Origin of the sequence: Ensifer sp. ZNC0028, assembly GCF_000799055.1 — a bacterium.
GTDB lineage: Bacteria > Pseudomonadota > Alphaproteobacteria > Rhizobiales > Rhizobiaceae > Ensifer.
Map to the genome: position 1 here is coordinate 42689 of NZ_JTLA01000095.1, position 13530 is coordinate 56218.

Annotated in this window: 10 protein-coding genes; 5 read left to right on the forward strand and 5 right to left on the reverse strand. The window is 64.3% G+C overall.

Annotation, left to right across the window (positions count from 1 at the left end):
- Window positions 1-24: 24 nt before the first annotated feature.
- The gene (locus tag L981_RS22100) at window positions 25-369 is read left to right on the forward strand and encodes a helix-turn-helix transcriptional regulator (protein WP_043621113.1); all 345 of its coding nucleotides are present in this window, start codon (window positions 25-27) and stop codon (window positions 367-369) included.
- 190 nt (window positions 370-559) lie between these two features.
- On the forward strand, window positions 560-1591 hold the full coding sequence (locus tag L981_RS22105; protein ID WP_043621117.1) for a Gfo/Idh/MocA family protein: 1032 nt from the start codon (window positions 560-562) through the stop codon (window positions 1589-1591).
- Between the two features lie 44 nt (window positions 1592-1635).
- On the opposite strand, the gene L981_RS22110 is transcribed toward L981_RS22105, so the two are convergent.
- Together L981_RS22110 and L981_RS22115 are read right to left on the reverse strand one after the other, a co-directional pair.
- Window positions 1636-2724: a Gfo/Idh/MocA family protein gene (locus tag L981_RS22110; RefSeq protein WP_052201948.1), complete on the reverse strand. Its 1089-nt coding sequence runs from the start codon at window positions 2722-2724 to the stop codon at window positions 1636-1638.
- Between the two features lie 60 nt (window positions 2725-2784).
- Window positions 2785-5037 carry a glycoside hydrolase family 9 protein gene (locus L981_RS22115; protein ID WP_043621153.1) on the reverse strand — a complete coding sequence of 751 codons (2253 nt, stop codon included), beginning with the start codon at window positions 5035-5037 and terminating at the stop codon, window positions 2785-2787.
- 265 nt (window positions 5038-5302) lie between these two features.
- On the opposite strand from L981_RS22115, the gene L981_RS22120 reads away from it, so the two are divergent.
- Together L981_RS22120 and ade are read left to right on the forward strand one after the other, a co-directional pair.
- On the forward strand, window positions 5303-6628 hold the full coding sequence (locus L981_RS22120) for an aspartate aminotransferase family protein (protein WP_043621123.1): 1326 nt from the start codon (window positions 5303-5305) through the stop codon (window positions 6626-6628).
- A gap of 131 nt (window positions 6629-6759) precedes the next feature.
- Window positions 6760-8457 carry an adenine deaminase gene (ade, locus tag L981_RS22125; protein WP_043621126.1) on the forward strand — a complete coding sequence of 566 codons (1698 nt, stop codon included), beginning with the start codon at window positions 6760-6762 and terminating at the stop codon, window positions 8455-8457.
- Window positions 8458-8480: 23 nt separating this feature from the next.
- Here the strand turns inward: ade and aac(6') are convergent, their stop codons facing one another.
- Both aac(6') and L981_RS22135 read right to left on the reverse strand, forming a co-directional pair.
- Window positions 8481-8945, reverse strand: coding sequence for an aminoglycoside 6'-N-acetyltransferase (gene aac(6'), locus L981_RS22130; RefSeq protein WP_043621129.1), 465 nt, complete (start codon window positions 8943-8945; stop codon window positions 8481-8483).
- Window positions 8945-10576 (reverse strand): alpha-glucosidase family protein, encoded by a 1632-nt coding sequence (locus tag L981_RS22135; RefSeq protein ID WP_043621132.1) that lies wholly within the window; start codon window positions 10574-10576, stop codon window positions 8945-8947. Before L981_RS22135 ends, aac(6') begins: the two co-directional genes overlap by 1 nt.
- A gap of 175 nt (window positions 10577-10751) precedes the next feature.
- Between L981_RS22135 and L981_RS22140 the strand changes: the two genes are divergently transcribed.
- The gene (locus L981_RS22140; RefSeq protein ID WP_043621135.1) at window positions 10752-11669 is read left to right on the forward strand and encodes a sugar kinase; all 918 of its coding nucleotides are present in this window, start codon (window positions 10752-10754) and stop codon (window positions 11667-11669) included.
- Window positions 11670-11924: 255 nt separating this feature from the next.
- Here L981_RS22140 and der read toward each other — a convergent pair whose 3' ends face one another.
- A complete protein-coding gene (gene der, locus L981_RS22145; RefSeq protein WP_043621138.1) occupies window positions 11925-13358 on the reverse strand; it encodes a ribosome biogenesis GTPase Der in 1434 nt (477 codons plus the stop codon).
- Between the last annotated feature and the right edge of the window lie 172 nt (window positions 13359-13530).

The window sequence follows — 13530 nt, forward strand, 5'->3', positions numbered from 1 at the left end:
TGTAATTTTCGCATGGAGCACGCAATGCAGCCACTTTCGCCTGAAAAACACGATGAAGCCGAGGTAGCAGCCGGTTTCCTCTCGGCCATGGCAAACCCTAAGCGCCTACTCATCCTCGATTCCCTCGTCAAGGAAGAGATGGCGGTCGGCGCATTGGCCAACAAGGTTGGGCTGAGCCAATCGGCTCTCTCCCAGCATCTTTCTAAGCTCCGTGCTCAGAATCTCGTCAGCACCCGTCGCGATGCGCAGACGATTTACTATTCTAGCTCATCCGACGCGGTCATGCGGATTCTAGGCACGCTCAATCAAATCTACGGTGACGACCAGATCGCCACTGCAGAAAAGACTCCGGTCCGCAAATCGGCCTGATACTCGGTCCGCATCTGCGGACCCGTTCGAACAGCCCCACACGAGAAATCGCGCGGGGCTTATTCTTTGACGGATAGTCTTCCCGATTTGCACGTGAAAGGTGCCGGCGCTCGCCGGCATTTACCGAGCCTTGAGACTTCCGGGGCACGATGCGCCGCGACAGGAAAAGCCGGAAAGCGGACATCGGGATATGCGTGACAAGATCCGCTGGGGCATCGCCGGAACCGGCACGATCGCAAACAGTTTTGCCGCAGACTTCCGCTTCGCACCCCATGCGAGCCTTGTCGCCGTCTCATCCCGCAGCGCGCAGAAGGCCGAGAGCTTCGCTGCGCGTTTCGGCGGCCTGCGCAGCTATCAGGGTATCGAGGCACTGGCCGCCGCTCCCGATATCGACGCGATCTATATCGCCTCACCCAATGCTGAGCACCTTCAACAGGCCACCCTGGCGCTCGCCGCCGGCAAGGCGGTGCTGGTCGAAAAGCCGCTGACGACGTCGTCGGCCGACGCGCGCGCGCTCGCAACCGCCGCCGGCGGCACCTTTGCCATGGAGGCGCTCTGGACCTGTTTTCTTCCGGCGATATCCAGGGTTCGCGACTTGCTCGCTGTCGGAACGCTCGGCACGATCCGCCATGTCCGGGCGGAACTCGCCTATGAGAAACCGTTCGACGCCGGCAGCCGGTTCTTCGATCCGGCGCTCGGCGGTGGGTCGCTGCTCGACCTCGGGATTTATCCGATTGCCCTTTGCCTCAATCTGTTCGGCGACCCCACGTCCGTCGACGGCGCGTGGAAGCGCGCGCCGACCGGCGTCGACACTTCGGCCAAGGTCAAGCTGGCCTATGACGGCTTTGACGCCGCGCTCGGCTGCGGCTTCGATCGAAACGGCCACAATCGCTTCGTCATCGAGGGCGGGCGCGGCACGCTGGTGATCGACGCCCCGTTTCTGAAGGCAAGCCGCCTCTTCGTTTCCACCGGCGGACTGGCGCGCAAGCTGCTGGCTTTCAACGGAAAAGCGGCCTACCGGCTGGCCCGGCATCTCCCCCTGCCCGGCCTCACCAGCCACGACCATCACTTCCCCGGAAGCGGCCTGCAGTTCGAGATCGAGGCGGCAAGCGCAGCCATTCTCGAGGGTCGCGGCGAACATCCGTCGATGCCGCTATCGGCCAGCATAAAGGCCCTGGAAATCATCGAGACGATCCGCGCAAAGACGCCTGACGCCGAATAAGCCTGCGCCGAAACGGAACGGAAGCAGTGCCGGCGCTGCGCCGCTTAGAGATCGAGCGGGCGGTAGTCCCGCCAGCCGCCGTTGAGCGCCAACACCACCTCCGTCAGATGTCGTGCCGTTGCGCCGGAGAAGAACGGTGTCTCGCCGCGCTCGATCGCCTGCGCCTGCACCGCTATGCCGCGCACGAAATCGATCTGCGACGGAAAGGCCGGAAGCGCCCTTGTGGCCGGCCCCGTCGGATAGCGGATCTTCGTTCCAGGATAGAGCCGAAGCGGCAGCTTTCGACCAAGTTTCCATTCCAGCCAGTCGAGTCCGCGATGAAGAAGCGGCCGCTTCGCCCCGAAGGTCTCCAGATGGATCGGCGAACGATTGTCCCAGAGATCGCGAACGGAGATCATGCCCTTGTCGCCGATGATCGTCAGCGAGCGGTCGCGCGGCGCCGCCAGGCCACAGGTGACCCGCGCCGTCACACCGGAACGGAACGTCAGGCAACCCACGGAAAAATCGGGCCCGAGCGCCAACGTCTCGGTTCCCGGCCCCTTGTCGGGAAAGGTGAGCGCCGAGACGGCGCTGACTTCGGCGACCGGGCCGAACAGCGAGACCAGCCAGCTTGCAGCATAGCCGGCATGCTCGAGCGTGCATCCGACCTCGAATTCATGGACGCCGGGCCAGCGGGCGCCCGAGCGGCTGCGCCAGGCGCGCCAGTTGGCCTTGAACACCGGGCCATCTTCCATCTCGGCATAGACAAGCCGCGGCGTGCCGATGGCGCCGTCCGCAAGCAGACGGGCGCAGAGCGCCTGCGCGTCGCTGAGGCCATTGGCCGGCGCACCGGCAAGCAGCAGCCCCTTGGCCTTTGCCAGGTCGACGAGTTCGCTCGCCTCCTCCACCGTCATCGCCAGCGGCTTCTCGCAATAGACGTGCTTTCCGGCCGAAAGCGCTCTGCAATTTACGGTATAGTGGCTCTCCGGAGTGGTCAGATTGACGACGATCGACACCGCCGGATCGGAAAGCACGGCGTCGAGCGAGCCATAGGGCGAAACCTTCCAGTAGCGCGCAAACGCGTCGAGACGCTCGGCATCGCGGTCCCAGACGCCGGCGAGCCGCAGCTCCGGATGGTTGGCAAGCGTCGTCATGTAATAGTCGGCGACGAAGCCGGTTCCGACAAAGGCAATCCCGGTCACGCTTTCAGTCTCCTATCGCGCGTCGGCCAGGAACGACGCGACATAAACGAGCGGCGCATTCCAGTTGATGGCGATTTCGTTGGACCCATAGGCTTCGATATCGTCGACATAACAGGTCTGCGGCGCGCAGCCGCGCAGCCGCTCCCTGGCGATGTCGTCGACAAAGGTCGAGTTCGGGCCGCCGGCAAGCGAGCCGACCGGCGGGTTTGGCAGCTTCGGATCGCGCTGGCGGGCGTACCAGCGGCTGTGCTGGTTCTGCGGCGAGCGGCTGCCATAGCCGGTTATGTAGGAAAGCCCCATCGCGTTGCGCCCGAGGATGTAGTCCATGCCCTCGCGCGCGCCATCGAGAAAGACCCTGTCGCCGGAGAGATCATAGGCGGCCGACAGCACGACGATGTTCTGCAGCATCAGCTGGTTCGATCCCCAGTCGTAGCGCCTGTTTTCCGGTCGGTAGACAATGCCGAAGCTCTCGGCCTGCTGCTCGGACAAGAGGCGCTGCGCCGCCGACACCACCGAACTGCCGATCGCTTCGCGGTCCGCCGCCGGCAAGGCTTTGCCATAAAGGGCGAGTTGTATCCGCGCGAAGCCGGCGACGTCGCGCCAGTTGAAGGCGCCGCCGGGCGAAAACACATCCGCCTCCCAGAGCGGCGAGGCCCGCAGGGTCTTGAGATATTCGCCGTTGCCGGTCGTCAGATAAAGTTCGGTCGCCGCCCAGAAGAGCTCGTCGGAAATGCTGTCGTCGTCGTAGTCGCCACCGCCGCCGAACCCGTCGGACTTTGGCGCAAGGAGTGCGGGATTGGCATTGGCCGCCACCCACGCTTTGCGCGCAGCCGAAAGCAGCCGGGCGGAAAATGTCGGGTTGTGCTCGGCAAAAAGCCGCGCGCCCTGGGCAGCCACCGCCGCGACATCGAGCGTCGCCGCCGTCGAGGGACGGTAAAGCGCGCGCGGCTGCGGGTCGTCGGCCGGCAGCATCGGTGCGGCGGTCCAGGCCGTATCATGGATCTTGTGGTGCACCATGCCGGCGAGCGGCTCCCCATCCGGGACCATCATCCGCAGCAGGAATTCCAGCTCCCAACGCGCCTCGTCCAGAATGTCCGGAAGACCATTGCCGTTTTCCGGAATGCGCGAGAGCCCGTCGCGGGTCACCGCCGATTTCGGCGCAAAGGTCAGGCCGCGTTCATAGGTGGCAAGCAGTTGGGCGGCAGCCAGCGCGCCGGTCACCGCATATTTGCCGTGGTCGCCGGCGTCATACCAGCCGCCGGTAACGTCCAGTTGGTAGGAACAGGACCAGCCGCCATAGAGCGCGTCGGCCTGCGCGCCGCCAAGACACGGAACCGCCTTGTCGCCCTGGTTGGGCGCGACGCCGACATGACCGGCCGGCCGCGCATAGGCCTTGCCGGCGATCGCGCCCTTGATCTCGATCCCGCTTCTTTGCGGGTAGAACCAGGACAGCGCATCGACCCGCAGCCGCGTATAGAGATCCTCGCCGATCGAGAAGCGGTCGCTCGCCCAGTCGCCGGACACGAGACGATAGCCGTCCCCCGGCGTCTTGAACGCCGAGAAGTCCGCAACCTGCGTCTCGACGGCGGCCGTCGGATCAAAACCATGGGGCTGCGTCTTGCCCTTGCCGACCATCCTGTCCGCAGAATCCAGCAACTGAAAATCGATGGGGTGCTTCGCATCGGCGACGAAGGTCGCCCGCTTCGGGCCATCCGTCAGATAGCCGAGCTGGTTGACACGAATGGCCGGTCCTTCGGTCGCCCGTCGCGCCGCCGGCGAACGGGCCCCGGTCGCCACCAGCGAGATGTCGTCGAGGCAGACGCGGCCGCTCTCGCCGCCGCCAAGCGGAAACACGAGCTGCGCTTCGTCCGGTTCCTGGCCTGCGAATTCCGCCGAAAAAAGGCTGCCCTCCGGCGTGCCTTCCATCGTGAATTCGTCCACCGTGGTCCAGGGATCGGCAGCGCGCTGCACCCTCGCCTGGACGCTGCGCGCAGGGTCGGCGAGCACCTTCATCGACAGGCGGTAGATCCGACCGGGCTCGAGCGTCAAGCCGTTGGTGCCGATGAGCTGGCTCCAGGCTTCGCCACCCCGCGCAACCTCAACGCAAAGCCGGCCCCTTTCGCGCGCAAGCGTTAGCCCGTCGCTTGCCCAGAACGTGTCCTGTCCCTTGTCAAAGTCGCCGTCAGCAATCAGTTCGGCGCCCCTTGCCAGGCCCGGCAGGAAGAGCACGGCAATCGCCGCGTGTGCTATCCCGAACCTCGACACGTTTCCAACTCCGAACTCGCCGGTCATCCAAAAGGTGCCACGGAGCCGACAAGCCATGGCAGCAGAGCGTTGCCGCAAACAAGTTAAGCTTGAGAAAAGATCCGGCGGCGCGGCGAAATTTCGCTGTTGCCAAGCCCCGTCCAAGACCCGTCGGCCGGACCGGCGCGAGGCTTGACGCGCCCCGGTGCCCTGATAGTTTGACCAAAGGGTAAAAATATGGGCGGCAACACCGCCCGGACGACAAGAGAGACCGAGGAGAACTGGAATGTCGAACCGCCTTAACACGCCGAACGACCTGCGCGCCTTCTGGATGCCGTTCACTGCGAACCGGCAGTTCAAGAAGGAGCCGCGGATGTTCGTCGGCGCCAAGGACATGCACTACACGACCCATGACGGCCGCACGGTATTGGACGGCACGGCGGGTCTGTGGTGCGTGAACGCCGGCCATTGTCGCCCGAAGATCACCGAGGCGATCCGTGCGCAGGCGGGCGAACTCGACTATGCGCCGGCCTTCCAGCTCGGCCACCCGAAGGCCTTCGAACTGGCAAACCGCCTGGTCGACATAGCGCCCGAGGGCATGAACCACGTTCTCTACACCAACTCCGGCTCGGAATCGGTGGATACGGCGCTGAAGGTGGCACTCGCCTATCACCGCGCCAAGGGTGACGGCTCGCGCTTCCGCCTGATCGGTCGCGAGCGCGGCTATCACGGCGTCAATTTCGGCGGAATCTCGGTTGGCGGCATCGTCTCCAACCGCAAGATGTTCGGCACGCTTCTGACCGGCGTCGACCACATGCCGCATACGCATCTGCCGGCCCAGAATGGCTTTACCCGCGGCGAGCCGGAGCATGGCGGCGATATCGCCACCGAGCTCGAGCGCATCGTCACGCTGCATGACGCCTCCACCATCGCCGCCGTGATCGTCGAGCCTGTGGCCGGCTCGACCGGCGTGCTGATCCCGCCGAAGGGCTACCTGCAGAAACTGCGCGAGATCTGCACCAAGCACGGCATCCTGCTGATTTTCGACGAAGTCATCACCGGTTTCGGCCGCCTTGGAACGCCGTTTGCCGCGCAGTATTTCGACGTCAAGCCCGACATCATCACCACCGCCAAGGGCCTGACCAACGGCGTCATCCCGATGGGCGCGGTCTTTGTCACCTCCGAGATCCATGACGCGTTCATGAACGGCCCGGAGCACATGATCGAGTTCTTCCACGGCTACACCTATTCCGGCAACCCCATCGCGTCGGCAGCCGCCCTTGGCACGCTCGACACCTACAAGGAAGAAGGCCTGCTCACCCGCGCTGCCGAACTCGCGCCCTATTGGGAGGAAGGCCTGCACTCGCTGAGGGACTGCCCGCATGTCATCGACATCCGCAATCTCGGCCTGATCGGCGCGATCGAGTTGCAGCCGATCGCCGGCGAGCCGACCAAGCGCGCCTTCTCCGCCTTCCTCAAGGCCTATGAGAGCGGTCTGTTGATCCGCACCACCGGCGACATCATCGCGCTGTCGCCGCCGCTGATCATCTCCAAGGCCGAGATCGACGAGCTCTTCGGCAAGCTGCGCGCGGTTCTCAACAGCAATATCTAAGCGGGCCTCACCGAGACCATCAGAACCCTTTCCCCGGCAACGGGGGAAGGGTTACTCTTATCTGCAACAATGAAACCAGGCGCCGTCCCGCCGAGAGCATTCGGGGCGCGTATAAGAAATGGAGTTGCCTCATGTCCGAAGCGCTGGAACGCTATATCGATCAGGGCGTCGGACGCGAGCCCGCAGACATCGTCCTGAAGGGCGGGCAGTTCTTCGATCTCGTCACCGGCGAACTCGTCGCCTCCGACATCGCGATCTCGGGCGACCGCATCGTCGGCACCTTCGGCAACTACGAGGGGCGCGAGGAAATCGACATCACCGGCCGCATCGTCGTGCCCGGCTTCATCGACACCCATCTGCACATCGAATCCTCGCTGGTCACGCCGCACGAGTTCGACCGTTGCGTCCTGCCGCTCGGCATCACCACCGTCGTCTGCGACCCGCACGAGATCGCCAACGTGCTCGGCACCGAGGGCATCGAGTATTTCCTGGATTCGGCGCTCGAAACGATCATGGACATCCGCGTCCAGCTTTCCTCCTGCGTGCCGGCGACACATCTGGAAACGTCGGGCGCCGACCTGCCGATCGAAAGGCTCCTGCCCTTCCGCCACCATCCGAAAGTCATCGGCCTTGCCGAGTTCATGAACTTCCCCGGCGTGGTTCACAAGGATCCGGTCTGCCTTGCCAAGCTCGAGGCCTTCCAGGGCGCGCATATCGACGGCCACGCGCCGCTGCTGTCGGGCAAGGACCTGAACGGCTATCTCGCAGCCGGCATCCGCACCGACCATGAATGCACCAGCGCTGAAGAAGCGATGGAGAAGATCCGCAAGGGCATGCACATTCTCGTGCGCGAGGGCTCGGTCTCCAAGGACCTGCATGCGCTGATGCCCATCATCACCGAGCGTCTGTCGTCGCATCTGGCGCTCTGCACCGATGATCGCAATCCGCTCGATATCGCCGAACAGGGCCATCTCGACCACATGATCCGCACGGCGATCTCGGCCGGCGTCGAGCCGCTGGCGATCTACCGCGCCGCCTCGATTTCGGCCGCCCGTGCCTTCGGCCTGCGCGACCGTGGCCTCGTCGCCCCCGGCTGGCGAGCCGATCTCGTGGTCATCGACAGCCTGGAAAACTGCAAGGCCGAGACGGTGTTTTCCGGCGGTCGCCGCGTGACCGATGCGCTGTTTGCCACCCGTAAGCCGGTAGCAGCTGTCGGGCTCGACAGTGTGAAGGCCGGCCAGGTCCATGCCAGTGCCTTCGGCATCCCCGTCACCGATGGCGACAGCTCGGTCATCGGCGTGCTGCCCGGCAAGATCATCACCGAGCATCGCCGTTACCGGCTACCGGCCGTCGGCAACCAGACCGGTGTCGATCTCGACCGCGACATCATCAAGGTCGCGGTGATCGAGCGCCACGGCGTCAACGGCAACCATGCCAACGGATTTGTGCAAGGCTTCGGGCTGAAGAAGGGCGCCATCGCCTCGACCGTCGGCCACGACAGCCACAACATCTGCGTCGTTGGCGTCAATGACGAGGACATGGCGATCGCCGCCAACCGGCTCGGCGAGATCAAGGGCGGCTTCGTCGTCGTCGAAGACGGCAAGGTGACGGGCGAGATAGCACTTCCGGTCGCGGGCCTCATGAGCCTTGAACCCTATGAGGCCGTCCGCGACACGCTACACCACCTGAGGCAGGCCGCCTTCGCGCTCGGCGCGACGCTGGAAGAGCCCTTCCTACAGCTCGCATTCTTGCCGCTGCCAGTCATCCCGCACCTGAAGATCTCCGACCGCGGCCTGGTCGACGTCGACAAATTCATGCTGATCGGCTGAGTCTCACCCTTGCCCGCGGGGCCTCAATTGTCCGCCACAGCGGGCGATAGTTCCTTGCGGAAATAGACGACCCTTTCAGTCTCTTCAAAGCCAAGCGCCATATGCAGGCTCTGGCTCCTCAGATTGTCGGCCGCCGTATCCGAGGCGAGTTCCTGGCATCCCTGGCTCGTCGCCCAGCGTTCGACGGCAATGACCAACGCCCGCGCCACGCCGCGTCGCCTATAGGCGGGCAGCACATAGATGCCCTCAAGAAAGGCCACAGGCGATGTCTCGCAGCCGTTGACATAGTCCTGACGGATTGACGCCTCGGCAAAGCCGGCAGCGACGCCCGCTTCGTCCTCGCACAGAAACGACGCGTAGCGGTCGCTCTCGGCAAGGGCGGATTCAACCTCGGCGCGGTGCTCCGCTTCCGGCGTATCCGGCCAGAGCGCCGCGCGCATCTCGACCCAGCGGCCGATGGCCTCGTCATCCATCAACAATACGCGCATCAGTATTTCCCTGCGAAGGCCGACAATCCGGCAACCCTGATGCTACCGGCTTCCAGCCGCGCCGGATATCCGGGCAATTCCAGGGGCTCGACCGCAGCGGGCGCCGGAAACTCCAGGGGTTCCCGGGTGAGGTTGAAGACGAAGAGCAGCCGTTCGCCGGCCTTCTCGCGTACAAAGGCGAGCAGGTCGCTGTTGGTGTCGAGGAACCGCATCGTGCCATCGCTGAGCGCTGGCTGCGATCGGCGGAAGGCGAGCGTCGCCCTATAATGGTCGAGCACCGTGTCACCGGCTTGCTGGGCGTCGACCGACAGGCGCCGATGGTCCTCGGGCACCGGCAGCCACGGCTTGCCGCCGGTGAAACCGGCATTCACAGCGTTCTCTTCCCAAACCATCGGTGTGCGGCATCCGTCGCGGCCCTTGTAGGAGGGCCAGAAGCGGATGCCATAGGGATCGCGCAAGTCCTCGAAGGCAAGCTCCGCCTCCGGCAGTCCCAGTTCCTCGCCCTGGTAAAGGCAGATCGAGCCGCGCAAGGCGGAAAGCAGCGTGATCGCCAGCCGCGCCACCCTCTCCCTCTCCGCTTCGTTGCGGGCAAAGCGGCTGACATGGCGCGTCACGTCGTGGTTGGAGAAGGCCCAGCAGACCCAGCCGTCGGTCACCGCCTTCTGGAAATTCTCGACGCAGCGGCGGATATGGGCCGCGGTGAAGTCCGGGCCCAGGAGGTCAAAGGTGTAGCACATGTTGAGCTTGTCGCCGCCGCTGGTATAGGCGGCCACGGTCTTCAGCGAGCGGGCGCCGTCGCCCACCTCGCCGACGGTCATGCGGCCTTCGTAGCGATCGAGCAACGCCCGGAACCGCGCGAGGAAGGCGATGTTTTCCGGTTGGCTCTTGTCGTGGAGATGGTCCTGCATGCCGTAGGGGTTCACGTCGGGCGCATCGTTGCTGGTGGCATCCGGATCCGGCACGAGCGGCGGGTTGTCCCGCAGGTGCTTGTCGTGGAAGTAGAAGTTGACCGTGTCGAGACGGAAGCCGTCGACCCCGCGATCGAGCCAGAAGCGGGCAGCATCGAGCACCGCGTCCTGAACTTCGGGATTGTGAAAGTTGAGGTCCGGCTGCGAGCCCAGGAAGTTGTGCATGTAGTATTGCTTGCGCACGCCGTCCCACTCCCAGGCCGGCCCGCCGAAGATCGACAGCCAGTTGTTGGGCGCCGTGCCGTCCGGCTTCGGATCGGCCCAAACATACCAGTCCGCTTTCGCGTTGGTTCGGCTGGAGCGGCTTTCGATAAACCAGGGATGGCGATCGGCCGTGTGCGAGATCACCTGGTCGATGATCACTTTCAGGCCAAGGCGATGGGCCGCGCCAAGCATCTCGTCGAAATCGGCGAGTGTTCCGAACATCGGATCGACGTCGCAGTAGTCCGAGACGTCATAGCCCATGTCGGCTTGCGGCGAGGTGAAGAACGGCGACAGCCAGATCGCATCGACGCCGAGCGAGGCTATATGCGGCAGCCTGTGGGCGACGCCCTTGAGATCGCCGATGCCGTCGTCGTCGGTATCCTGGAACGAGCGCGGATAGACCTGATAGATCACCGCACCGCGCCACCAATCGTCACCCGATACCTGCCGAGACGCCATGTAAGCCCCCTGAAGACGGTCTGTCGCGCAAAGGTGTAGCGTTGCCCGGCGTCGGAGTAAACGCTGTTCGCCGCCACGCGCCGGTCGCCGCCAAATCGACCAGAAACTATCTCTTGCCGAGAACGGTCGAGACCCTTATCCCGTCTCAGGCGAAATCTTGTGAGGAGGAAAATCGTTGGCCGGAAAGATGCTTGCGATCGGGGAATGCATGGTCGAACTCATGCAGGCAGAAGGCGGGCTGCTGCGCAAAGGTTACGCCGGCGATACCTTCAACGCCGCCTATTATGCACGGCTCTTCATGCCCTCGGATTGGACAGTCGGCTATTGCTCCGCCGTCGGCACCGACACGGTCTCCGACGAGATGCTGGCCTTCATGGCCGAAAAGCAGATCGACACGTCGGCCGTGCGCCGCATCGAGAACCGCTCGGCTGGCCTCTACATGATCCATCTGAAGGACGGCGAGCGCAGCTTCTCCTACTGGCGCTCGCACTCGGCAGCCAAGCTGCTTGCCGACGATGCCGAGCACCTCAGACGCGCGATCGAAAGCTCCGACCTCATCCTCTTCTCCGGCATCACGCTGGCGATCCTTGCACCCGATGCGGTGGAAACGCTGCTGTCGGAACTGCGCCGCGCCAAGGCCTCGGGCAAAACGGTGGTCTTCGACCCGAACATTCGCCCGCGTCTCTGGGACGATGCCGAGCGCATGCGCCGGACGCTCACCGACGGTGCCCGCGCCGCCACCCTGGTGATGCCGAGCTTCGACGACGAGATTACCCATTTCGGCGATGCTTCGATCGAGGCGACGATCGCGCGCTACAAGAGCCTCGGCGCCGCCAACGTGGTGGTCAAGGATGGCGAAAAGGGTGTGACGCTCGCCTTTGGCGATGCCGCGGTTGAGCATGTGCCGGCAACCCCGGTCGAACGCGTCGTCGATACCACCAGCGCCGGGGACAGCTTCAACGGCGCTTTCGTCTCCCGCCTGGTGGCAGGTGACAAACCAGCCCAAGCCGCCGCCTTTGCGGCAAGCGTCGCTGCCGGCGTCATCCGCCATCACGGTGCGCTGGTCCCCAGGGAAAAGCTGCCTGCGGCTTAAGTGACGCCGCGTTTTCCGAAAAGAGCTTTGCGCCCGCCAAAATCTCCGTCATTCCTGTGCCTGTCACAGGAATCTAGCCAGCCCAAGTCCTTGGGCTGAAAGGCTTTTCTGACCCGATGGACGTCCGGTCGCTGGATCACCGCCACAAGGGCGAGGATGAGGGAGAATGAGGTTACCCTCCCGCTAGAGAACCTTAGCCTTATTCAAGGTTTGCAGGCAGTCTTCCTGCCGCCTGAGCGGCATGGTCGATTTCTCTCAGCGGCGCTTCTTCGCCTTGGATTCGTACGGGTTGTCGCCCGAGCGGAAATGCATGCGGATCGGCACGCCCGGCAGGTCGAAATCGTTGCGCAGGCCATTGATCAGGTAGCGGACATAGGATTCCGGCAGCGCGTCGGGGCGGGTGCAGGAGATCATGAAGCCCGGCGGACGGGCCTTCACCTGGGTCATATACTTCAATTTCAGGCGGCGGCCGGAGACGGCCGGTGGCGGATGCTGGATCGTCTGCGATTCCAGCCAACGGTTGAGTCGCGCGGTCGAGATGCGGCGGTTCCAGGTCTTGTCGGTCTCGATGATCGCCTGCATCAGCCGGTCGAGACCGTAGCCGGTGTGGCCGGAGATCGGCACGGCGCGGATGCCGCGCGCCTGCGGCAGCAGCCGCTCAGTCTTTTCGCGAAGATCGGCAAGCACCGTCTGCCAGTCCTCGACCAGGTCCCATTTGTTGAAAGCGAGCACCGCCGCCCGGCCTTCGCGCAGGACGAGGTCGACGATCTGCAGGTCCTGCTTCTCGAAGGGAATGGTGGCGTCGAAGACAATGACCACCGTTTCGGCAAAGCGAATGGCGCGCAGCGCGTCGGCGACCGAGAGCTTTTCGAGCTTCTCCTGCACCTTGGCCTTGCGGCGCATGCCAGCGGTGTCGAACATCTTGATGGTGCGACCGCGCCAGTCCCATTCGACCGAGATGGAATCGCGGGTGATGCCGGCTTCCGGGCCGGTCAACAGGCGGTCTTCGCCGAGGAAGCGGTTGATCAGCGTCGACTTGCCGGCATTCGGACGGCCGACGATCGCCACGCGCAGCGGCTTGGTCTCGTCATAGGCAGTCTCCGCCTCTTCCTCTTCACCATCTTCGTCCTTGAACGTCGGGCGCAGATCGATATCGGTTTCGGCCACGTCGTCTTCCGGCGGGTAGGCCCGGTCTTCGCCGATCGCAGCGACGATCGCGTCGCGCAGATCGAGCATGCCCTGGCCGTGCTCGGCCGAAATCGGGCAAGGCTCGCCAAGGCCGAGCGTGAAGGCATCGTAGAAGCCGCCGTCCGAGCCGCGCGCTTCCGATTTGTTGGCGACCAGCACCACCGGCTTGCCGCGGCGGCGGAGCATTTCGGCAAGCGTCTCGTCGGCCGGCGTCAGGCCGCCCTTGGCGTCCACCAGGAACAGCGAAAGATCGGCTTCGTCGATCGCGGCCTCGGTCTGCGCCCACATGCGCCCCTGCAGCGTGTCGGGTCCGGATTGCTCGAGACCGGCCGTATCGATGATGCGGAAGCGCAGATCGATCAGCTTGGCATCGCCCGGGCGACGGTCGCGGGTGACACCCGGCGTGTCGTCGACGAGCGCCAGCTTCTTGCCGACCAGACGGTTGAACAAGGTGGACTTGCCGACATTGGGACGCCCGACGATGGCGACGGTGAAGCTCATGGATCTATCCGTTTCCGCTTGGAGCGCCGCTGCCAACAAGGCGTCTGCGCTCATAATTCGTTCTCTGCCGCATCCGGCAGCGACAGTTCCAGCCGGAACTGTTCCGATTGTACTCGGCAATCCCGAACGCAAAACCGCTTAAGCACTTTTGCTGGAACTGCCTTGTCTTTCG